Annotated in this window: 18 protein-coding genes; 8 read left to right on the forward strand and 10 right to left on the reverse strand. The window is 65.7% G+C overall.

Annotation, left to right across the window (positions count from 1 at the left end; translation table 11 throughout):
* Positions 1 to 44: 44 nt before the first annotated feature.
* From ACQ3DC_RS17375 to dinB, 5 genes are all read right to left on the reverse strand, one after another.
* The gene (locus tag ACQ3DC_RS17375; protein WP_421093464.1) at positions 45 to 767 is read right to left on the reverse strand and encodes a hypothetical protein; all 723 of its coding nucleotides are present in this window, start codon (positions 765 to 767) and stop codon (positions 45 to 47) included.
* Complete coding sequence (rsmH, locus tag ACQ3DC_RS17380) at positions 764 to 1,756, reverse strand: 16S rRNA (cytosine(1402)-N(4))-methyltransferase RsmH (protein WP_323057393.1); 993 nt, start codon at positions 1,754 to 1,756, stop codon at positions 764 to 766. Before rsmH ends, ACQ3DC_RS17375 begins: the two co-directional genes overlap by 4 nt.
* Before the next feature lie 166 nt (positions 1,757 to 1,922).
* Positions 1,923 to 2,351 carry a division/cell wall cluster transcriptional repressor MraZ gene (mraZ, locus tag ACQ3DC_RS17385; protein WP_009358613.1) on the reverse strand — a complete coding sequence of 143 codons (429 nt, stop codon included), beginning with the start codon at positions 2,349 to 2,351 and terminating at the stop codon, positions 1,923 to 1,925.
* 407 nt (positions 2,352 to 2,758) lie between these two features.
* Entirely contained in the window at positions 2,759 to 3,136 is a 378-nt protein-coding gene (locus tag ACQ3DC_RS17390) for a DUF3040 domain-containing protein (protein ID WP_157238514.1), read from the reverse strand.
* A 274-nt stretch (positions 3,137 to 3,410) separates the two neighbouring features.
* Complete coding sequence (dinB, locus tag ACQ3DC_RS17395; RefSeq protein WP_321215921.1) at positions 3,411 to 4,637, reverse strand: DNA polymerase IV; 1,227 nt, start codon at positions 4,635 to 4,637, stop codon at positions 3,411 to 3,413.
* Positions 4,638 to 4,712: 75 nt separating this feature from the next.
* Between dinB and ACQ3DC_RS17400 the strand changes: the two genes are divergently transcribed.
* Positions 4,713 to 5,240 (forward strand): hypothetical protein, encoded by a 528-nt coding sequence (locus ACQ3DC_RS17400; protein WP_323057394.1) that lies wholly within the window; start codon positions 4,713 to 4,715, stop codon positions 5,238 to 5,240.
* A complete protein-coding gene (locus ACQ3DC_RS17405; RefSeq protein ID WP_430752826.1) occupies positions 5,237 to 6,331 on the forward strand; it encodes a polyprenyl synthetase family protein in 1,095 nt (364 codons plus the stop codon). Before ACQ3DC_RS17400 ends, ACQ3DC_RS17405 begins: the two co-directional genes overlap by 4 nt.
* Before the next feature lie 66 nt (positions 6,332 to 6,397).
* Here ACQ3DC_RS17405 and ACQ3DC_RS17410 read toward each other — a convergent pair whose 3' ends face one another.
* A complete protein-coding gene (locus ACQ3DC_RS17410; RefSeq protein WP_321215918.1) occupies positions 6,398 to 6,751 on the reverse strand; it encodes an Rv2175c family DNA-binding protein in 354 nt (117 codons plus the stop codon).
* Between the two features lie 242 nt (positions 6,752 to 6,993).
* Between ACQ3DC_RS17410 and ACQ3DC_RS17415 the strand changes: the two genes are divergently transcribed.
* Both ACQ3DC_RS17415 and ACQ3DC_RS17420 read left to right on the forward strand, forming a co-directional pair.
* Positions 6,994 to 8,397: a LysM peptidoglycan-binding domain-containing protein gene (locus ACQ3DC_RS17415; protein ID WP_323057395.1), complete on the forward strand. Its 1,404-nt coding sequence runs from the start codon at positions 6,994 to 6,996 to the stop codon at positions 8,395 to 8,397.
* A 106-nt stretch (positions 8,398 to 8,503) separates the two neighbouring features.
* Positions 8,504 to 10,633: a protein kinase domain-containing protein gene (locus ACQ3DC_RS17420; protein WP_421093466.1), complete on the forward strand. Its 2,130-nt coding sequence runs from the start codon at positions 8,504 to 8,506 to the stop codon at positions 10,631 to 10,633.
* A gap of 47 nt (positions 10,634 to 10,680) precedes the next feature.
* Here ACQ3DC_RS17420 and ACQ3DC_RS17425 read toward each other — a convergent pair whose 3' ends face one another.
* Both ACQ3DC_RS17425 and ACQ3DC_RS17430 read right to left on the reverse strand, forming a co-directional pair.
* Positions 10,681 to 12,075: a class II 3-deoxy-7-phosphoheptulonate synthase gene (locus ACQ3DC_RS17425; RefSeq protein WP_104997491.1), complete on the reverse strand. Its 1,395-nt coding sequence runs from the start codon at positions 12,073 to 12,075 to the stop codon at positions 10,681 to 10,683.
* Between the two features lie 73 nt (positions 12,076 to 12,148).
* Positions 12,149 to 12,982 (reverse strand): lysophospholipid acyltransferase family protein, encoded by an 834-nt coding sequence (locus ACQ3DC_RS17430; RefSeq protein ID WP_421093467.1) that lies wholly within the window; start codon positions 12,980 to 12,982, stop codon positions 12,149 to 12,151.
* A 111-nt stretch (positions 12,983 to 13,093) separates the two neighbouring features.
* On the opposite strand from ACQ3DC_RS17430, the gene ACQ3DC_RS17435 reads away from it, so the two are divergent.
* The 3 genes from ACQ3DC_RS17435 to ACQ3DC_RS17445 are packed head-to-tail and all read left to right on the forward strand — an operon-like array spanning position 13,094 to position 15,265.
* A complete protein-coding gene (locus tag ACQ3DC_RS17435; RefSeq protein ID WP_321215915.1) occupies positions 13,094 to 13,882 on the forward strand; it encodes an alpha/beta hydrolase in 789 nt (262 codons plus the stop codon).
* The gene (locus ACQ3DC_RS17440; protein WP_321215914.1) at positions 13,879 to 14,700 is read left to right on the forward strand and encodes an alpha/beta hydrolase; all 822 of its coding nucleotides are present in this window, start codon (positions 13,879 to 13,881) and stop codon (positions 14,698 to 14,700) included. The genes ACQ3DC_RS17435 and ACQ3DC_RS17440 overlap by 4 nt, the downstream gene beginning before the upstream one ends.
* Entirely contained in the window at positions 14,687 to 15,265 is a 579-nt protein-coding gene (locus tag ACQ3DC_RS17445; protein WP_321215913.1) for a hypothetical protein, read from the forward strand. Before ACQ3DC_RS17440 ends, ACQ3DC_RS17445 begins: the two co-directional genes overlap by 14 nt.
* Here the strand turns inward: ACQ3DC_RS17445 and ACQ3DC_RS17450 are convergent.
* Positions 15,262 to 16,356 carry an ROK family glucokinase gene (locus ACQ3DC_RS17450; RefSeq protein ID WP_157238521.1) on the reverse strand — a complete coding sequence of 365 codons (1,095 nt, stop codon included), beginning with the start codon at positions 16,354 to 16,356 and terminating at the stop codon, positions 15,262 to 15,264. The genes ACQ3DC_RS17445 and ACQ3DC_RS17450 overlap by 4 nt on opposite strands.
* Before the next feature lie 188 nt (positions 16,357 to 16,544).
* Between ACQ3DC_RS17450 and ACQ3DC_RS17455 the strand changes: the two genes are divergently transcribed.
* Entirely contained in the window at positions 16,545 to 18,353 is a 1,809-nt protein-coding gene (locus tag ACQ3DC_RS17455) for an AMP-dependent synthetase/ligase (protein WP_323057399.1), read from the forward strand.
* 200 nt (positions 18,354 to 18,553) lie between these two features.
* Here ACQ3DC_RS17455 and ACQ3DC_RS17460 read toward each other — a convergent pair whose 3' ends face one another.
* Positions 18,554 to 21,952: a pyruvate carboxylase gene (locus tag ACQ3DC_RS17460; RefSeq protein WP_157238523.1), complete on the reverse strand. Its 3,399-nt coding sequence runs from the start codon at positions 21,950 to 21,952 to the stop codon at positions 18,554 to 18,556.
* Positions 21,953 to 21,954: the final 2 nt, after the last annotated feature.

A 21,954-nucleotide genomic window follows, 5' to 3' on the forward strand; every position in this document is an offset into this window, starting at 1 on the left:
AAATTCCTTGCTGCTCGACCCTGCTGCCTGTCAGACCTGCCGTTTTACTGCCCGGGCACCTTCTGCTCGGGTGCGGGGACGGATCCGCCGTGGAGCTCCACTGCTGCAGCAGCCGCTGCGGCAGCCGCTGCGGGAAGGCCGGCAGGTGGACCGGCAGGCGTGGCCGCATCCGGGGTCGCTGCTTTGGAGCCCGCAGCATCAGCCGCTGCAGCACCCTGGGCTCCCGCCTCTGCCGGTTTGCGGCTTGCCAGCGGTTCACCCCTGGTTGCCGGCGGAACCACAATCAGCTGCCCTGCCACGGCAGGTGCGGGAATAACGGCCCCGGCGGGACCGCCCTTAACTGCCGGTGTCGCCTTGCCCGTGACCGTCAGGGTGGACAGGTCGATCTGGCCCTTGACCGTGGAGGCCACCATACCGAGCTCCGAAGCTTTGGCCGCCAGGTTCTGGGGCGCTTCGAAGTTCTGCACCTGCTGGGTGAGGTCCTGGTTCTGCTTGGTCAGCGTGCTCTGCCGTGCCCGCAGCTCCACCAGCTGGTACTGCGCGGTGGACACGGAGATGTTCAACACCAGCACGGCCACCAGGGCCACGGCAAGCAGGGCGAAGCAGAGCACTACGAATGGTGCGCGGCGCTTGCGGGGTACAGTACGCACCACTGACAGCGGAGTCCGGCCCTTCCGGCCGTCCGCGGGGGTCTGCGCCGGAAGGGCCCTGCCGGCCGCCGAACTGCCTGACGCGGCGGGAAAGTTCTTGACGGCAGCGGTGCTCATGCAGCTCTCCTGGCTCTGATTCGTTCCGCCGCGCGCAGCCTTGCTGATGCAGCGCGCGGGTTTTCGGCGATCTCGACGGCGGTGGGCACCTCGGTGCCTTTGGTCAGGGTCTTAAGTTCGGCCTTGTGTTCTTCCAGCTCCACCGGGAACCCGAGCGGAGCTGAGGATTTGGAACGTGCCTGCAGGACGCTCTTGACGATCTTGTCCTCGAGGGAGTGGTAGGACATGACCACGATGCGCCCGCCCAGGGCCAAGGAGTCGACGGCGGCAGGCACGGCGCGTTCAAGGACGTCGAGTTCTTCGTTCACTTCGATCCGCAGCGCCTGGAAAGTGCGCTTGGCGGGGTGCCCGCCGGACTTGGCCGCCGCTGCCGGAACTACCGCCCGGATCTGCTCCACGAGTTCTCCGGTGGTGGTGAAGGGCTTGGTGGCACGGGCGGTGACAATCCTGTTGGCGATCCGGCCGGCGAACTTCTCCTCGCCCCACTTCCGGATGATCCGGACGAGTTCCTCTTCGCTGTAGTTGTTCACTACGTCTGCCGCGGTCTGCCCACGGCTGGTGTCCATCCGCATGTCCAGCGGGGCGTCGAAGGAGTAGGCGAAGCCGCGTTCGCGTTCGTCCAACTGGAGGGATGACACTCCGAGGTCCATCAGGATTCCGTGGACTTCAGCAACGCCCAGGTCCGCCAGGACGTCCGCTATCTCGTCGTAAACGGCGTGCACCAGGTCCGTGCGGGCGGCGAAAGGGGCCAGCCTCTCCCCGGCGAGGGCGAGTGCTTCCTCGTCCCTGTCTATGCCGATGAGGTGCAGGTCCGGAAAGCGCTGCAGCATGGCCTCGGAGTGGCCGCCCATGCCCAGGGTCGCGTCGACGGCCACCGGCGTTTCGCCGCGGAGCCTGGCCGCCTCGAATCCAGGTGCCAACAAATTGATGCACCGGTCCCGCAGGACCGGCACATGGCGTTCGGACGTTGGCTTGGGGTGTTCGTTCATGCCTCGTCCTTTCTCGCCGTTGGTGTCACCTTGTGGTGGCTTCTGGGACCAGATCCCCATCCGCGCCTATCGTCCGCCAGCCTGGCTCCGGGGAAGTGAGCCAGGATGGCCAGCCGATGGGCGGCTGGAGATCTCATCCAAGAAGCTGCCTGCTGTCCTGTTCCGGTCAGAGAATGCCCGGAATGGGGTCATCAGTTTCAGAGAAGGCTGTTTCCTTCTCCGCGAGGTATTCATTCCAAGCCTGGGCGTCCCAGATCTCGGCCCGGGATCCGGCGCCTATCACGGCGAGTTCCCTGCCGAGGCCTGCGTATTCCCGGAGCGCGGGTGGAATGGTAACGCGCCCCTGCTTGTCAGGTACCTCGTCAGAGGCTCCAGAGAGAAAGACGCGGATATAGTCGCGTGCCTGCTTAGAGGAGATTGGCGCCTCCCGCATTTGCTCGTGGACCCGCGCAAATTCCTTCTCGCTGAAGACGTAGATGCAACGTTCCTGGCCCCTTGTGAGCACCAGCCCGCTGGCAAGTTCCTCCCGGAACTTTGCGGGGAGAATGATCCGTCCCTTTTCATCCAGACGTGGCGAGTGAGTGCCCAGAAACACTGGCCCACCGCCTGTCCGCTGTCAGGAACTGCACATCCCCTATGTTGCAACCACCCTCTTATGTCCTCCACATTACTCCACTTTCCCCCACAGTCAACGCGAACGCGGCCCGATGGCAGGTTATTTATGGGAAAAGAACGCCGGAATTGCAGGGATTCCTGCCGGTGGTGGGAAGTGGAGGACTTTTGCCCCACGGGCTGACGGCAAGTTCCTGGCGCCGGCATCACCTGCCGGCAAAACTGCTGGTGATCGCCCGGAATGCGCCGCATCCACGACGTTCTTCAATTCGGGCCGTATTTATCGGGCGCGCTTAAATGCGAAAAGACCCGCAAAGTGCGGGTCTTTTCGCCTGCCCCCTCCAACAGGGAGCAAAGTGGAGGTGCCGGGAGTAATTCGGCGGGAGGCGTTTAGGGTTCTCCCCTGCGCCTTTCATCCCACCGTTCCTCAAGGCTGCTCATAAAGGAACTCCTGGACTTCCCCGGCTTTCGGCCGCCGGCCTTGGATCCCGGCTTCGCCCCGGCCGAACTGCTCCGCATGGTGGCGAAATAGACGCCGCCGCCCATCACCACAAAGCCCAGGACTCCGACGAAGATGTTTTGGAGAGTGACACCCACGAGTAGCAGGAAGACGCCAGCCAGGGCGCAGAGGACGCCAATCACCACGTGCCTCGTGGACCATGAACGCCCCGGGTCTGAACCCATGGAATTCGCGAACTTCGGGTCGTCCTCGTGAAGCTGCTTCTCCAGCTGCTCAAGCAGCTTCTGTTCGTGCTCCGACAGCGGCATCACGACCTCCTTTTGTAGGCCAACGTCCGGGCTGATCCCAGCCACTACTTCTGCACCCTTAACGGCTGTTATGCCTAAGAGGTTCCCGCTCCGCCGGCAAAAGCGGAAATCGGTAACCCGGCATGCCGTCGCAGGAGCGGGAGCATGTCCAAGAGGGTCCGGCAGTAAGTCCAGTCACTCGAAAACTATGTATATCTAAGGATAGTTTGTCGAGGGCTGTTCTGAAAGACGGAAAAGACTTTGGCGGCGGCCCCGCCAAGGCTTCCGGCGGCCGTTATTCGGGGGTGTTTCCGGGCTCCATGAGGCGGGCGGGAAGGACGGACTTGCTGCCGAATTTGCGTGCCACTTCGTCGAGTGCCTGCTCAGCCGCCCGCCAGTTGTCGTCCCGCCGGTCGATGCTGAGCTGAAGCGAGGTCCGGGCAGCGTCTTCGAGCTGCTCGGCGCGCACCCCCACAAGCCGAACGGTCATTGCCCTGTCCCCCACGGACTCGAGCAGCTGCAGGGCGACTGCGTAGATCAGCTGGGCGCTGTCCACGGGAGTCTGGACCGTCCTGCTGCGCGTGATGGTGGAGAAGTCCGCGAACCGGAGCTTCAGGGCGACGGTCCGGGCCACCATACCTGAACTCCTCAGGCGCGCGGCCGTGCGGTGGGAGAGGCGCAGCAGTTCCCGGTGGAGCAGGGCGTCGTCGGCGGTGTCAACGGCAAACGTTTCTTCCGCCCCGATACTCTTCTCCAGCCGGACCGGGGTGACGGGCCGGGGGTCTATGCCCCAGGAAAGCTGGTGGACGTGCTCCCCCGTGGCGCCCAGCATCTTCTTCAGGGAAGAGACCGGCGTTGCCGCCACGTCCGCAACGGTCCTGATGCCCATCCTCGCGAGCACCTCCGCCGTCTTGGCACCTACTCCCCACAGGGCGCCGACCGGCAGGCTATGAAGATACGGCACGGTCTCATCGGGCGCGATCATGAGCAGTCCGTCCGGCTTGCAGCGGGTGGAGGCAATTTTCGCCACGAATTTTGATTCCGCTATCCCCACCGACGCCGTGATGCCCAGCTCAGAGCTAACCTGCCGCCGGATCATTTCCCCAATTCCCTTCGGCGCACCCAGGCGCCTGATGGCGCCGGTGACGTCGAGGAAGGCCTCATCGACGCTGAGGGGTTCGACGAGCTCCGTAATGGATTCGAAAATGCCCATCAGCTGGGCGGACACTTCGTAGTACAGCTTGTGGCGCGGTTCGATGATGACCGCGTGGGGGCACATACGGGCGGCCACGGCCATCGGCATGGCCGACTTCACGCCGAATGCCCTGGCTTCGTAGGAGGCTGAGAGGACCACGGAACGGTCCGCGGGGAACCCGACGATGACGGGCCTGCCCATGAGTTCAGGACGGGTCCGCAGCTCCACCGAGACATAGAAGGCATCCATGTCCACGTGCATGATGCACTTGCGCCTGCGTCCCGGAAGGCGCGCTCCGGGCGGCTGGTTCTTACCTTCGGGCCCCACGGCTGCAATCCTATCCGTTTTGTACTGACTAAACTGGAGGCTGAATCCGGCATCAACACCAGGAGGAATGTCCCTGTGACGGTCTTTGGAAACCTTAAGCCAGCAGGGTTGGCAGTATTCGCTGCCGGCGCGGCTTTGCTGCTTGCAGCCTGCAGCCCGACTCCGTCAGCAGCCCCGGATCCTTCTGCCTCCGCTTCGACTCCGGGAACTGCCGGATCAACCATCACAGCTTCCCCCAGCCCCTCCGCGTCGCCCAATACCTCGGCGACCGTCGGGGCGGTGGTGGAGGGCTTCCCGCAGCAGCTCCTTCCCCTTATGCCGGGAGCCAAGGTGGTATCGAGCAGCTTTGACAAGGCGTCAGCCCCCGCCACTGCCGCCCTGGTGGGAAGCATCGCAGCCCCCACCGCTGCGGTTGTGGACTATTACACCAAGGCCCTTGAAGGGCAGGGCTTCAAGGCAGTTCCTGGCGAAGCCGTGGGAGCAGTGGCGTCCAAGGACTTTGTCCGCGGGGACAACGAAACGGTCAACCTCTCGGTGGTTGAAGCTTCGGGCGTTGCCACATTCACCATCGGCGCCAACGTGGCAGCTGAGTCCGCCAAGTGACGGCAGCGGAACAGCTGAGGAATGAACAGGCAGACTTCGTTGCGGCGGTTGCCGGCGAGCTGACGGGGTTCCTCACCTCCCGGCAGTCCATCATGTCCGGCATCTCTCCGGATATCGAACCCCTCATGGGTTCCATCTCCAACCTGGTCACGGGCGGTAAGCGCCTGCGCGCGCTGATGTGCTACTGGGGCTGGCGAGGCGCGGGCGGACAGCCCGCCGCGCAACAGGTGGTGACCGCAGGCGCCGCACTGGAATTGTTCCAGGCGGCGGCCCTGATCCACGACGACATCATCGACCGGTCGGATACCAGGCGGGGCGGCCCAAGCGTCCACCGCCGTTTCAGCGAACTGCACGGGTCGCGGGGCTGGGCGCTGGACAGCGAACGGTTCGGGCACGCGGCGGCAATCCTGACAGGTGACCTGTGCCTCTCCTTCAGCGAAGAGGCGTTCACGGACATTGGCGAGCGGGCAGCCGCCGGCACCAGGGCCAGGCTGATTTTCAACCTCATGCGGGCGGAGGTGATGGCCGGCCAGTACCTGGACATCCTGGAAGAAGTTGCCGGTCCGGTAAGGGACCGGGCCGGGGCCGTTACCCGCGCACAGTCCATCATCCGGTTCAAGTCCGCAAAATACTCCACGGAGCATCCACTGGCCCTGGGTGGAGCATTGGCAGGAGCCTCGGATGAGCTGCTCCGCGGCTACTCCGCTTTTGCGTTGCCCTTGGGCGAAGCCTTCCAACTCCGGGACGACGTGCTGGGTGTCTTCGGTGATCCGCTGACAACCGGCAAGCCTGCCGGGGACGATTTGCGGGAAGGAAAGCGCACTGTGCTGGTTGCCCTGGCGCTGGACCAGGCATCGGCAGCCGAGTCTGCCTTCATCGATGCCAGGCTTGGCAGCCCGGACCTCTCCGAAGAGGACATCCTTGAACTCCGGCGCATTATCGAGGAATCCGGTGCGTTGGCGGCCACCGAAGTCCTCATCAATGAATTTGGGGCGGCCGCATTCGAGGCGCTTGAATCGCTCCCCCTGGACGAACTGCCGAAAACCGCCCTGCGGAGGCTGGCTGAAGCTACAGTCAGCCGCGCCTCCTGAGCAACCACGCTTTGTTGGCCGGGGATGGCGGGCTTTTGGTGTTGCCGAACATCCCCGGCCAGTGGTTTACCAGGCGAGGGTTTGGGCCCGTCGCCTGATTTCCGTTTTGCGGCCCTCGCGCAGGGCGTCAATGGGCCGTCCCCGCAGCGATTCATCCGGGGTAAAGAGCCAAACGATCAGGTCCTCATCGGAATACCCGGCGTCAGCCAGGACAACAATCGTGCCCTTGAGGCTGTCTACAACCTGGCCGTCCTGGATAAACTCGGCCGGCACGGAACGGATTCTTCGTTCCCCGACACGCAATGCCGCAAGGGCACGCTCATCAAGCAGGCTGTGAACCCTGGTGATGGAAACATCCAATAAACGGGCGACGTCGGGTAGGGGCAACCATTCGCCCACAAGCTCTTCTACATTACTCACGGATCAAGGTTGCCACGCTGTGCGCCCTGCCGCCTAGTCGATACCCCTATAGGGCGCTCCTGACCTGCAGACACACCCGGAATTCTTCCTTGCGGCCATTCCCGGAATTCTTGTGCTATTTCGAAATCCGTGAGAGATTCTCATTGACCACATACGTAACAAAATTAACAGCAGTAACAGTAGTATCGAGAAATGACAGCGGCACCCCGCCCGCGCCCGCAGTTGAGAAGAGGATTCTTTCCATGACGATGTCCCGCTCGCACAAGCAGCCCCCCAAGCCGAGCCTGCCAATGCTTGCTGCCACCACTGCGGCGTTGCCAGCGGTTGTATTGTCATCCTTGGCCTTGGCCCAGCCCGCTGCAGCCGTGCAACCAGTCCGTGCCATCCCGGGAACGCTTGCCGCAGCCATGAAAGCCCAGGCTGCAAAAGCCACTGCGGCGGTCATCCCCGCCTCCGCCGTGTCCACTGCCATCCCGGCCGCCTTTAGGCCTACCCAGCCGCAGGCGCCCGCCGAGTACACCATTGCGCGCGGCGATACCATCAGTGCGATCGCTGGAAAGTTCGGCCTCAACACCGCTGACATCCTGAAACTGAACAACCTCCAGCCGAACACCATCATTTACCCGGGCCAGAAGATCAAGCTCTCAGGCTCAGCCGCTGCGCCGGCCGCCCCCGCTGCCGCTCCTGCACCTGCCGCTCCCGCTCCCGCCGCGGCATCCGGTGCCACCTATACCGTCAAGGCAGGCGACACGCTGGGCGCCATTGCGGCCCGGCATAACGTGGGCCTGGCTGACGTATTTGCCTGGAACAACCTCAGCATGCGCTCCATCATCTACCCGGGCCAGAAGATCAAGGTGGGCGCCGGCGAAACTGCCCCGGCCCCCGCTGCCGCTCCTGCTTCGGCAGGCCTGGCCTCAACGTCCGCGCCGGCTGCGCCGGTACCGGCGGCTCCGGCTCCGGCGCCGGCTTCCGGCTCCTACACGGTGAAAGCCGGAGATACCCTTTCGGCCATCGCCACGCGCCACGGCGTAAAACTCTCCGAATTGCTCTCTGCCAACCGCCTGAGCATGACCAGTGTCATCTACCCGGGCAACAAACTGGCCATCCCTGGAGCCTCGGCCCAGCCGGCGGCCCCGCAGCCGGCTGCCTCAGTGACGCCCCTCGTCCCAAGTTCATTCCTCGGATTCAGTTACCCTTCTGCGGTGGTCAGCTCGGCCAACGAGAACAAAGCCCTGTTGAACGCCTCTCCGGTGCCCTCCCGCAGCGAAATGCGGAACATCGTGGCTGACACCGCGCGCAGGATGGGCGTGGAACCCTCGCTCGCCCTTGCATTTGCGCACCAGGAATCCGGGTTTGACCAGCGCGCAGTGTCTCCGGCGAACGCCATCGGAACCATGCAGGTCATCCCGAGCTCCGGGCAGTGGGCATCGGATCTGGTGGGGCGCAAGCTGAACCTCCTGGACCCCTACGACAATGCAACGGCCGGCGTCGCCATCATCCGCCGTCTCCTCGCCACCAGCAAGGACACGGACACTGCCATTGCGGGCTACTACCAGGGCCAATACTCAGTGAGCAAATACGGGATGTACGACGACACCAAGGCCTACGTCGCCGCCATCAAGGCCCACCAGAAGAACTTCGGCTGACCTGCACCGCCCGGCACCACCCGCAGCCGGCACGCAGGAAGATTTGACACGGGTCCGGACCGGCAACGGTTCGGGCCCGTTTCATTGCGGGGACTAGGATCGAAGGGTGCAGGAACACGTGTCAGACCCCCTTGTTGGGACACTGGTGGACAACCGGTATGCCGTCAGGTCCAAGCTTGCGCGGGGCGGAATGTCCACTGTCTACCTGGCCACGGACCAGCGGTTGGAACGGGACGTGGCGCTCAAGGTGCTGCATCCGCACCTTTCGGCAGACGAGAATTTCCTGGGCAGGCTGGGGCGGGAGGCGAAGGCAGCAGCCAGGTTGTCCCACCCCCATGTAGTGGGGGTGCTCGACCAGGGGAACGACGGCCGCACCGCGTATCTGGTCATGGAATACATCAGGGGCCACACCCTTCGTGACGTCATCGCCGAGAAGGGTGCGCTGCCGCCCCGACTTGCCCTCGCGCTGATCGACCCGGTGGTTGAAGGACTAGGCGCTGCGCATGCCGCCGGCTTCATCCATCGTGACGTCAAACCGGAAAACGTCCTGATTTCCGACGATGGACGGATCAAAATTGGAGATTTCGGGCTGGCACGCGCCGTCACCACTTCCACGAGCACCGGCGCCCTGCTCGGAACAGTTGCCTACCTCCCCCCAGAGCTCGTCCTTGGAAAGCCGGCGGACGCGCGCAGCGACATCTATTCCGTGGGCATCATGCTGTTCGAAATGCTCACGGGGCAGCAGCCGTTTAACGGCGATGTCCCCATCCAGGTGGCGTACCAGCATGTGAACGGGACAGTGGGACCGCCTTCGGCCCTGGTTCCCGGACTGGCTGCTGAAGTGGACGAGCTGGTGCAGTGGTGCACCTCCAATGATCCGGAAAACCGGCCCGTGGACGGGAACGCGCTGCTCCAGGAGCTTCGGCATATCCGGACCAACCTCACCGATGCGGAGCTGGACCTGCATCCGCCGGCGGCTGCGGCCGGAGGCGCCATGGCCCACTCCCAGGTTCCCGCACCGCCCACCGATCCCGGGCGGTTCCAGGATCCTGGCCACCAGAACCCCACAGAGGTAATCGGCCGGGCCAACAATCCAACAACTGTGATGCCGTTTGGCAAGCCGGCTGCGCCCGCCTACCCGCCGTCACAGGGCCAGCCTCGTTACGCCGGTCCTGCCCAACCCGAAGCTGCCCGGCACACCCTCACACCGCCCGGCGACGATGTCGAGCCGTGGTCTCCACCGCCTCCGACGCTGGGCAAGCGCGCCCAGCGCAAGGCGGACAAGGAGGACGAGAGGGCACGGGCCCGTGCGGCCGCCACCCCGGCCCGTACGCTGCGTGAGGGCAGCCCGCGCCGCCGGGGAATCCTGTGGATAGTTGTCCTGCTGATTGCTGCCCTCCTGGCAACCGGGGCGGGCTGGTTCTTCGGCATGGGCCCGGGCGCCGCCGCCACCATCCCTTCCGTGGCCAACAAGACAGTGGCGCAGGCACAGCAGCTCCTGGACGAGGCCGGGTTCCGGTCCACCACCAAGGACATTTTCGACGACGACGTGCCCTCAGGCCTCGTGGTGGGCAGCGAACCCGCGGCGGGCGCCGAAATCCGCAAGTTCCAGCCGGTCTCGCTACTTGTTTCCAAGGGTCCCCAGCTGTTCCCGCTGCCGAAGCTGGCCGGCGGCACCCTGGAGCAGGCCAAGACTGGCCTCAACGCGGCGGAAATGGCGCTCGGCCCGGTGACGGAACAGTTTCATGAGAAGGTCCCTGCCGGCACAGTCCTGTCCCAGGACCCCGCTCCCGGTACGGCCGTCCGGCATGGCACGCCCGTCAGCCTGGTGGTTTCAAAGGGTCCCGAGCCCATTCCTGTCCCTTCGGTGGTGGGCCAGGACGAGAAGGATGCCGTTGATGCCATCGAGGAGGCCGGCCTCACGGCTGAGGTTGCGCGCGAGGAAGTGTTCAGCAGGGACGTCCCGAAGGGCGCGGTTGTCAGCCAGGCTCCGGCTACCGGAACGCTTACCCGCGGCGGCACCGTCACGCTGACCATTTCCAAGGGACCCCGGATGGTGCAGGTGCCCAGCTTCATCGGCAAGCAGGCCGCTGATGCCCGGAAGGCCTTGGAGGGCCTGGGCTTCCAGGTACGCGTGAACAATATCCTGGGCGGCTTCTTCGGCACGGTCCGGGACCAGGATCCGGTTAACAAGGAGGTTCCGGAGGGATCAGTCGTTACCCTGACGGTGGTGTAGCCGGACCTGCCCGCCACACCACCGTTCACGTGGGAAGTGCGCGCCGCCTAGTGTTTGGCGAGGGCGCCGGCCACCAGGAACGCCATTTCCAGCGACTGCATGTGGTTCAGCCGTGGATCGCAGACTGACTCGTAGCGGTCCAGGAAGGCGTCCTGGTCCACGGGGTCGGCGCCGCCAAGGCACTCCGCGACGTCGTCGCCGGTCATTTCAACGTGCAGGCCGCCGGGAACGGTGCCCAGGGCGTGGTGCACTTCGAAGAAGCCGCGCACTTCGTCAATGACGTCGTCGAAGTTGCGTGTCTTGTACCCGTTGGGGGACGTGACGGTGTTGCCGTGCATGGGGTCGGTAACCCAGAGCACCTGCGCGCCTGACGCGGTGACCTTCTCGACGACGGCGGGCAGCTTCTCTCGGATGTTGCCCGCACCCATGCGGGTTATGAAGGTCAGCCGGCCGGGTTCGCGCTCCGGGTCAAGCTTGTCAATCAGGCGGAGCGCATCGTCGCCGGTGGTGGACGGGCCCAGCTTCACGCCGATGGGGTTCCGCACCCGCGACAGGAAGTCGACGTGCGCGTGGTCCAGTTCGCGGGTCCGCTCCCCGATCCAGAGGAAGTGCGCGGAGGTGTCGTAGGGGAATCCGGTGCGGGAATCGATCCGGGTCAGCGCGCGCTCGTAGTCCAGCAGCAGGGCTTCGTGGCTGGCGAAGAACTCGACGCGCTTGAGCGCCTCAAAGTCGGCGCCGCAGGAGGCCATGAACTTGATGGCGCGGTCAATGTCGCGGGCCAGGGACTCATAGCGTGCGTGTGCCGGGTTCTCGGTGAAGCCCTTGTTCCACTGGTGCACCGAGCGCAGGTCGGCGAACCCGCCCTGGGTGAAGGCGCGGATGAGGTTCAGCGTGGAAGCGGACGTGTGGTAGGCGCGGAGCATGCGCGAGGCGTCGTGGCCCCGGGACTCCGGCGTGAAGTCGTACCCGTTGACGATGTCGCCGCGGTAGGCGGGCAAGGTCACGCCGTCGCGGGTTTCGTCGTTGGAGGAGCGGGGCTTGGCGAACTGGCCCGCCATGCGGCCCATCTTGATGACCGGCATGGCCGCACCGTACGTGAGCACCACAGCCATCTGGAGGATGGTCTTGACGCGCGCGCTGATCTTGTCCGCCGTCGCGGCCTCGAAGGTCTCCGCGCAGTCACCGCCCTGCAGGAGGAAAGCCTTGCCCTGGGCAGCGGCAGCCAGGCGTTCGCGGAGGACGTCCACCTCGCCGGCGAACACCAGGGGAGGAAGTACGGAGAGCTCCTTCACGGAGGCTTCAAACACGTCCCGGTCCTGCCAGCTGGGCTGCTGGGAAATGGGGAGGTCCCGCCAGTCGTCGAGTCCGGGATAGTTGGCTGCTCCGCTCTGGGCGGTGCTGGACAGCGAAAAGGCGGGTTTTGCAGATAGCTCAGTCACCATCTAAGACTAACGGTCGCGCCGGGCCCCGGGACACCGTACCGTCACGCACCCGCCCGGGCGCGTCACAACCGCTTCACTCCCTGGCGGCAGCCCCGCCGTCGTCCTCCGCTTTCCGGAGGCCTCCGGCGCCTTCCGCCGGGCCCGCATCGCCGGACGGACTCCCGGCACCGGCCGCGGCAGGCGCCGGCGACACCAGGGGTTCCGCGGCGGCCACGGGTTCGGGGGGCTTTCCCGCCAGCCGGAGCTTCACCACGGCGGCGTACTCATCCACGTATTCCTGCCCGGAGAGCCGCATCAGTTCGAACATGATCTGGTCCGTGACTTTCCGCTGGATATCCCGGTCCTCTGCCTGGTCCCGATACCGGCTGAAGTCAAGCGGCTCACCGAAGATCATGCCGATCCTGCGGATGTTCGGCAGCCGCTTGCCGATGGGCTGCACCTTGTCCGTGCCGATCATGGCCACCGGAATCACCGGAACTCCGGCCTGCAGCGCAAGCCTGGCCACGCCCACCTTGCCCCTGTACAGCTTCGAGTCCGGACTCCGGGTGCCCTCCGGGTAGATGCCCAGCAGGCCGCCGTGGTTGAGGACCTCCATTCCGGCACTCAGCGAGGCGGCCGATGCAGCCCCGCCGGACCGGTCCATGGGCAACTGGTTGGTCAGGCGGAAGAACAGCGCGGTCAGCCTGCCCTTGATCCCGGTTCCGGTGAAGTACTCCGATTTGGCCAGGAAGACCACGGGGCGCCGCACCATCAGCGGCATGAAAATCGAATCTGAAAACGACAGGTGGTTGGAGGCGATAATGGCCGCGCCCTCGGCAGGAATATTGTCCAGCCCCTTAACCCAGGGGCGGAAAAGAAGCTTCAGCACAGGACCAAGGAAAATCCGCTTCATGACCCAATAGAACACGTGAGAAACCTCTCCGGAAGGCGGCCCCCGGACCCCGCGTCGGGCCTGGCCAGCAGTTCAATGCAACCCTACTCTAGTGAGATTTGTCCGGAACAGTGACACGATGGAGGCATGAGCGAAAGCAGCACCCCGTCCCCTCCTGCCGCTTTCAGCTATCCCGGCCACGGACCCAATGCACGCACCGGTGTGGCCATCTGCCACGGCTTTACCGGCAGCCCGCTCAGCCTGCTGCCGTGGGCTGAGCACCTCGCTTCGCAGGGTTATGCGGTCACCGTTCCCCTGCTGCCGGGCCACGGAACCGACTGGCGCCAACTGGCAGGGACACGCTGGGGCGACTGGTACCGCAGCTTTGAGGCTGCCTACCTGGAGTTGGAAGGACGGACCGACACAACCTTTGTGGCCGGACTCTCGATGGGCGGCGCCATAGCGCTGCTGACCGCTTCCCGGCACAACGTGGCCGGAGTGTCCGTGGTCAACCCGGGCCTGAGTTTCTACGACCGGCGGGTCCGGGTGATCGGCGTACTGAAGTATTTCCAGCGGACAACCCTTCCTATCCAGGAGGAACAGCCGACGGCGGCAGCCACCAATGACGGCGACTATTCACGCACTCCCCTGGCGGCAGTGCACGAACTGAAGAGACTTTTTGGTGCGGCGGCGCGGTGCCTGCCCACGGTGGCTGCCCCGGTCCAGGTGTTCAAGTCGCGCACGGACGCGGTGGTTCCGCCAACTTCGCTGGCACTGCTCCGAAAAGGCCTGGGCGGAAACCTTGCTGAAGTGGTGGACCTCCACAGCAGCGGACATGTGGCTACGCTGGACGTGGACGCGCCGGAGATCCATGCAAAATCCAGCGCTTTCTTCCACGCCCTCGCCCGCCAGAAGACCTCATTGGAGACCCCATGACCTCCGGCCCGGACCACAGCCCGTTCAGCAGCAGTTCCATCGGCGACGGGCCCCGCGTCGGCGTGGTCCTCTCACATGGCTTTACCGCCAGTCCGCACGGACTGCGCGCCTGGGCCCGGAGCCTGGCCGATGCCGGCTTCGCCGTCCGTATGCCCCTGCTGCCCGGCCACGGCACCAGCTGGCAGGAACTCGCACGGACGCGGTGGCAGGAATGGCACAGGGCGTTGGACGAGGCCTACCTTGAACTGGATGCGGACTGCGACTATGTCTTTGCGGCCGGGCTGAGCATGGGCGGGGCGCTGGCGCTGCGGATTGCGGCCACCCGGCCCGTGGCCGGCGTGATCGTGGTCAACCCGGGGCTGGTCATCGATGACCCGCGCGCACCGATCGCCGGGATCCTGAAGCTGGTGATGAAAAGTACGCCGGCCATCGCCAACGACATTCTCAAGGAAGGCATGGACGAGGGCGCCTACCCCCGGACCCCGGTTGCTGCGGCGCACGAAGTCAACAAGATGTTCAAGGACACCATCAGGCTCCTTCCCCGGATCACGGCCCCGGTCAAGGCCTTCCGCTCCACGGTTGACCACGTGGTGTCCGACTCAAGCCTCGTGGCGCTCCGCCGCGGGCTCACCCATGCTCCCCTGGACCTGGTCTACCTTGAGAACAGCTACCATGTGGCAACCCTGGACAATGATGCCGACCGGATTTTTCAGGGATCCGTTGAGTTCATCCGCTCGGTTGCTTCCGGCGGGGCTCCCGGGCGTTCAACGGCAAGTGCGCCCTCAACGCTGGAGGTCGCGTCCCATGAACAGGCCTGACCCGGGCTCCCCTGACCAGGGCGCCAACCAGGATGACGCCGTCTGGCTGGACCTGGTGGCCCGGCTGGAAGCCGATTCCCCCGCCGGAGGCACCGGCAGCGCCAACGGCGCCGGCACCGATCCGGGCGCTGCCGCCGCTCCACGGGACGATTCGACGGCGGGTGGACGGCCAGCCTCGTTCCGGGACTTCGATCCCTTGGGCCTGGCTGGCGCGGCACCTGCCGAGATGTCTGCGGCCGAACGGCAGGCTGCCGGGGACGACGCAGGCACAGGCGCAGACGCAGACGCTCCAGCCGGGCCACGCGACTATGACGTGGACGGGGAAGACGGTGCGTTCGTCCCGGAGGAACCACCCAGCCTCGCCGGTACGGATCCGCTGACCATGCTTGCCTGGCTCGCCGCCGTGGGCGGACCGGTGGCGCTGCTGTTCTCAGCGATGTTCTGGCGCTCCGCGCCGCTCCTGGCAATCGTGGGAATCGTCGCCGTGTTCGTGCTGGGAACCGTGTACCTGATCATGCAGCTTCCGCAGGAGAAGGACGAGGACGACGACGGCGCCCGCGTCTAGCGGCGCGTCCTGCTGCTGACGCGGGACAGATCGGCAGCACCGATGAGTCCGGCATTCGGCCCCAGGGCCGCCAGCTGGATCCCCGCGGCAGGCCTGAAACCGCGGCCCGTCAGGTTGCGGGCGAAAGCTTTGCGGGCAGGTTCCACCAGCAGGTCCCCTGCCGAGCACAGGCCGCCGCCGATGACGAAAAGTCCCGGGTCCAGGGCGGCAGCAAGGTTGGCGAGTCCCAGCCCGAGCCACTCCCCTACTTCCTCAAGCAATTCACGTGATACCGGGTCGCCTGCCAGCGCCAGTTCCGTCACGATCGCACCGGTGATGGCCTCGGTCCGCCCGCCCACGGCCGCTATCAGGTCCTGCGCCACCGGGGAGTTGGCCCGCGCCAGGATCCTTGCTTCCCGGCCCAGCGCATTCCCGGAGGCGTACTGTTCCCAGCAGCCGCGGTTTCCGCATTCGCAGCGGTGCCCGCCCGGCATGATGATCTGGTGCCCGAATTCCCCTGCCACACCGAAACGGCCGCGCTCCACCCTGCCGTCCATCACCATGGCACCGCCGATGCCGGTACCCAGCGTGATGCAGACCAGCCGGTCTTCCCCCTGGCCCGCACCGAAGCGCCATTCCGCCCACGCGGCGGCGTCGGCGTCGTTGGAAAGGAGCACCGGCCGGCGCAGGAGCCGCTGCAGGTTGGCGCGTAGTGGTTCATTGCGCCAGGCGAGGTGGGGGCTGAAAAGCACCGTCCCGCCGTCGAGGTCCATCCACCCTGCGGCGCCGATGCCCACGGACCAGATCCGGTGCCCCTTGCCCAGTTCCTCGACCAACTCCACGATGACCTTTTCCACTGCCCGGGGATCGCTGCCGGGGGTGGCACGCCGTGCCTCGCTGAGGATGCGGCCGTCTGCATCAACGACGCCGGCGGCCACCTTCGTCCCGCCGATGTCGATCCCAATGGCGAGGCCCTTGCGGCCGAGGCGCAGGTGCTCACGGAAGCCTTCGCCGTCGTGCCGCGTCCTTGCCCTGGAAGTGGTGGGCCGGCGCCTCCAGGGGGCAGGTCTTCTGAGGGGCCCGGCCTGTTCGCCGGGGGGCGGTACATACATAATCCCCCATTCTAGGTGCGCATATTCCGCCGAAGCCCGCGGCAGCCACGGATGCCGCCCACGTGTCTTCCGGCGTCGTTGACGGGAAAGTTACTGGCCAGTAACTTTATATACTGCACGGCCCCGCACCGGCGTACTAGGCTTTAGGCATGCCCCCGTGCGGGACCTCGGATATCAAAGGAGCTATAGTGCGCGAATTCAGTGTTCCGCCTCTTGTTGTAGTCCCACCGGAAACCAACATCACCGATCTGGTGCTGCGGCAGGCAGCCAAGGCCGGCAACCCCGCACTCTTTTCGCGGCGCGACGCCTCCGGGTCCTGGCAGGACATTTCCGCCACTGATTTCGTGGCCGACGTCCGGGCACTGGCAAAGGGGCTGATGGCCAGCGGAGTGGGTGCCGGCGACCGCGTGGGCATCATGTCCCGCACCCGGTACGAATGGTCCCTGGTGGATTTCGCAATCTGGTTCGCCGGCGCCGTCTCCGTCCCCATCTACGAAACTTCCTCGCCCTCCCAGGTGGCCTGGAACCTGGGCGACTCCGGCGCGGTGGCCGCTTTCGGCGAGGCAGCCCACCATGAGGACATCATCCGCCAGGCGGTAACGGCGGAAGGCCTGGCATCCCTCCAGCACGTGTGGCAGCTGGAAGGCGAGGGACTTGACGCCCTCCGCGAAGCCGGCCGGGAGGTCAGCGACGAGGATCTTGAAGCCCGGAGGAAAACAGCCACCCTGGGTGATACCGCCACCATCATCTACACGTCCGGCACCACAGGCAGGCCCAAGGGCTGCGAACTGACGCACGGCAACTTCGTCGAGCTTTCCGACAACGCACTGGCCATCATTGGCGAGATCGTCCACGAGAACGCGAAGACCATCATGTTCCTCCCGCTGGCGCACGTCTTTGCCCGCTTCATCTCCGTCCTGGCCATGGCTGCCGGCACCACCGTGGCGCACACACCGGATATCAAGAACCTCCTGGCGGACCTCCAGAGCTACGAGCCCACCTTCATCCTGGCGGTGCCGCGGGTCTTCGAAAAGGTCTACAACTCTGCCATGACCAAGGCGGAGGACGCCGGCAAGGGAGCCATCTTCCATAAGGCAGCCGATACCGCCATCGCCTTCTCCAAGGCACGGCAGGAGGGCCGCGTCGGCCTGGGCCTCAGGCTGCGCCACGCACTGTTCGACAAACTGGTCTACGGCAAACTGCGGGCCGCGATGGGCGGCCATGTTGCCCATGCGGTGTCCGGCGGCGGCCCGCTGGGCGAGCGGCTGGGCCACTTTTTCCAGGGCATCGGGCTGCAGGTGCTTGAAGGCTACGGCCTGACGGAAACCACGGCCCCCATTACGGTGAACACCCCGTCGCTGATCAAGATCGGGTCCGTGGGAAAGCCCCTGCCCGGAAATGCCGTGAAGATCGCCGAGGACGGCGAGATCCTCGCCAAGGGCGTGTGCGTAATGCGCGGCTACTACAAGCGGCCCGACCTCACCGGCGAAACGTTCGACGACGGATGGTTCCGTACCGGGGACATCGGCCGGCTCGATGACGACGGCTTTGTGTGGATTACCGGGCGCAAGAAGGAGATCATTGTCACCGCGGGCGGCAAGAACGTCATCCCCGCCCTGCTCGAGGACCAGATCCGGGCCGATGCGCTGGTCTCGCAGGTGCTGGTGGTCGGCGACAACCGGCCGTTCATCGGCGCCCTGGTCACGCTGGACCAGGAAGCCCTGCCCGGCTGGCTGCAGCGGCACAACCTCCCGGCAGACACTTCCCTGGCGGACGCCGCCAAGAACCCGGTAGTCAAGGCGGCAGTCCAGGACCTGATCACGGCCGCGAATGCGTCGGTTTCCCAGGCCGAGGCCATCAAGTCCTTCCGCATCGTGCCGGCCGACTTCACCGAAGCGTCCGGGCACCTGACGCCTTCAATGAAAGTAAAAAGGGCGCAAGTGATGAAGGACTTCGAAACGGTCATCGAGGAGATGTACAGCTCGCCTCGTCCGTAGGAAGCGCCGCAAAGAGGCAGGGCCCGGTCCGGCAGCGTGCGTAAAAGGGGCCCCGCGCCCCCGCTCGCCGCGAAGCGGCCTTAGCGGGGCGGGGGGGTATAGCACGCAGAGGATCGGGCCCTGCCTCAACCGCAGCCCACCACAAGGAAGGGTCCTCCCGACGGGGAGGACCCTTCAATTGTTAATCGAGCGTCCGGGCTCTACTGCTCGACTACCAGCAGCAGGTCCCCGCCCTCCACCTGCTCGATGGATGAGATGGCGAGCCGTGAGACTTTGCCGGCCACCGGCGTCGTAATGGATGCTTCCATCTTCATCGCCTCGATGGTGGCTACCGTGTCTCCTGCCTTGACCTCGTCGCCGGCCTTGACCGTCACCGTAACGGCGCCCGCGAACGGTGCGGCCACGTGGCCGGGCTGGGCCGGGTCTGCCTTTTCGGCAGCCTTCACGTTGCTGACCACGGAGCGGTCCCTCACCACGACGGGCCGGGACTGGCCGTTGAGGGTACACATGACGGTGCGCATGCCCTTTTCGTCCGCCTCGGATACCGCTTCCAGCGACGCGATCAGCCGCACGCCCTTCTCCAGCTGGATCTCGTGCTCAGTGCCACGCTGCAGGCCGTAGAGGTAGTCGCGGGTATCCAGGACGGAGATGTTGCCGTAGGTCTCGACGCTCTTCAGGTAGTCCTTGGTGGGTCCATCGAAGAGCAGCCGGTTCAGCGTGTGCTGGCGGGTCTTGGAATCGGACTTCAGGGCCGCGCTGTCCTCGGGGCTGAGCTCCACGTCCCTGACCTTCACGCTGCGGCCCTGCAGGGCCTTGGTGCGGAAGGGCTCCGGCCAGCCTCCTGGCGGATCGCCGAGCTCGCCGGACAGGAAGCCGATCACGGAATCCGGGATGTCGTAGTTCTGCGGGTTCTCGTTGAAGTCCGCCGGGTCCGCGTTCAAGCCCACCAGGTGCAGGGCGAGGTCGCCCACCACCTTGGAGGACGGCGTCACCTTGACCAGGTGCCCAAGGATGCGGTCGGCCGCGGTGTACATGTCCTCGATGGCTTCGAAGCGCTCCCCCAGTCCCAGCGCAATGGCCTGCTGGCGCAGGTTGGAGAGCTGGCCGCCGGGGATCTCATGCTGGTAGACGCGACCGGTGGGGCCGGGAAGGCCGGACTCGAACGGTGCGTACACGCGGCGGACCGCTTCCCAGTACGGTTCCAGCGAACTGACCGCAGCCAGGCTGAGCCCCGTGTCCCGCGGAGTGTGCGCCAGGGCTGCCACCAGGGCAGAGGCCGAGGGCTGGCTGGTGGTTCCTGCCAGCGACGCCGACGCGACGTCCACAGCGTCAACACCGGCATCCACGGCGGCCAGCAGCGTGGCCAGCTGGCCTCCTGCCGTGTCGTGGGTGTGCAGGTGCACCGGCAGGTCGAAGCGTTCCCGGAGGGCTGAAACGAGTTTCGCTCCCGCGGCGGGACGGAGCAGGCCGGCCATGTCCTTGATTGCCAGGATGTGGGCGCCGGCGTCAACGATCTTCTGGGCAAGACCCAGGTAGTAGTCAAGCGTGTAGAGCGTCTCTTCCGGATCCAGCATGTCCCCGGTGTAGCAGAGTGCCACCTCGGCCACCGCGGTGCCGGTGGCCCGGACCGCACGGATGGCCGGGGCCATCTGGCTGACGTCGTTCAAGGCGTCGAAGATCCGGAAGATGTCGATGCCGGTGGCGGCAGCCTCGTTCACGAAGGCTTCGGTCACCTCTTCAGGGTACGGCGTGTAGCCCACGGTGTTGCGGCCACGGAGCAGCATCTGCAGACACACGTTGGGGAGCGCCTTGCGCAGCGCAGCGAGGCGGTCCCAGGGGTCTTCGCCGAGGAACCGGAGTGCCACGTCGTAAGTGGCCCCGCCCCAGGCTTCAACGGACAGCAGTTCCGGCAGCAGCGCGGTGACGGCGGGTCCGGCCGCCACCAGGTCGCGGGTGCGGACGCGGGTTGCCAGCAGCGACTGGTGGGCGTCCCTGAACGTGGTGTCCGTGACGGCCACCGCGTTCTGTTCGCGAAGCGCCTTGGCAAAGCCTTCGGGGCCCAGCTCGAGGAGCCTCTGCCGGGAGCCCGGAACGGCCTGTTTGTCCTTGACCGACGGCAGCTTGCTGGCCGGGTTGGAGTGGACCTTGAGTTCGCCGTTGGGCTTGTTGACCGTGACCTCGGCCAGCCAGGTGAGGAGCTTGGTGCCGCGGTCCGCAGAGACGCGGGCCTTGAGCAGCTGCGGGCGCTCGTCAATGAAGGAGGTGGCGACGTCCCCCGCGATGAAGTCGGGATCGTCAAGCACTGCCTGCAGGAAGGAAATGTTGGTGGAGACGCCGCGGATGCGGAATTCCGCCAGGGCCCGGCGTGCACGGGCGACGGCGGACGGGTAGTCCCTGCCGCGGCAGGTGAGCTTGACGAGCATGGAGTCGAAATGGGGGCTGATTTCGGCACCGGAGTAAACGGTGCCGCCGTCGAGCCTCACACCCGCGCCGCCGGCGGACCGGTAGCCGGTGATCTTTCCGACGTCCGGACGGAAGCCGTTGGCGGGGTCTTCCGTGGTGATGCGGCTCTGCAGCGCCGCGCCGCGCAGCTTGACGGTGTCCTGGGAGAGGCCGAGGTCGGCGAGTGTTTCTCCGGCGGCGATCCGCATCTGTGCCTGCACCAGGTCGACGTCGGTGACTTCCTCGGTGACCGTGTGTTCCACCTGGATGCGCGGGTTCATCTCGATGAAGACGTGCTGGCCGGCGCGCTCCCCGACCGTGTCCACAAGGAACTCCACCGTTCCGGCGTTGACGTAGTTCAGGGCCTTGGCGAACTTGACGGCATCCCGGTACAGCGCCTGCCGGATGCCCTCATCGAGGTTGGGGGCCGGGGCGATCTCGATGACCTTCTGGTGGCGCCGCTGGATGGAGCAGTCGCGTTCGAAGAGGTGCATGACGTTGCCCTCGGCATCGGCCAGGATCTGGACCTCAATGTGCCGCGGGCGCAGGACGGCCTGCTCCAGGAACATGGTGGGATCGCCAAAGGCGGCATCGGCCTCGCGCATGGCTGACTGCAGGGCTTCGGGCAGGGCCTCACGGGTGTCCACCCGGCGCATGCCGCGGCCGCCGCCGCCGGCCACTGCCTTGGCGAAGATGGGGAACCCGATCTCGTCGGCCGCAGCGATCAGTTCGTCCAGGTCCTTGGAGGGCGCGCTGGACTTCAGGACGGGAACGCCGGCGTCGCGGGCTGCCTTCAGCGCCGCTACCTTGTTGCCCGCGAGTTCCAGGACCTCAGCAGGCGGACCAACAAAGGTGATGCCCGCGGCCTTCGCGGCCCGGGCGAGGTCCGGGTTCTCGGAAAGGAACCCGTAGCCCGGGTAGATGGCGTCCGCACCGGACTCCTTTGCCACCCGCACTACTTCTTCTACGTCCAGGTAAGCCCGGACGGGGTGGCCCTCTTCGCCAATCAGGTAGGCCTCGTCCGCTTTCTGGCGGTGGATCGAGTTTCTGTCTTCATGGGGGAAAACGGCAACCGTCTTGGCGCCCAGCTCGTAGCCGGCGCGGAAGGCCCTGATCGCGATTTCGCCGCGGTTGGCCACCAGAACTTTGGAAAACATAC

The sequence above is a fragment of the Paenarthrobacter sp. NEAU-H11 genome (assembly GCF_050573415.1).
GTDB lineage: Bacteria > Actinomycetota > Actinomycetes > Actinomycetales > Micrococcaceae > Arthrobacter.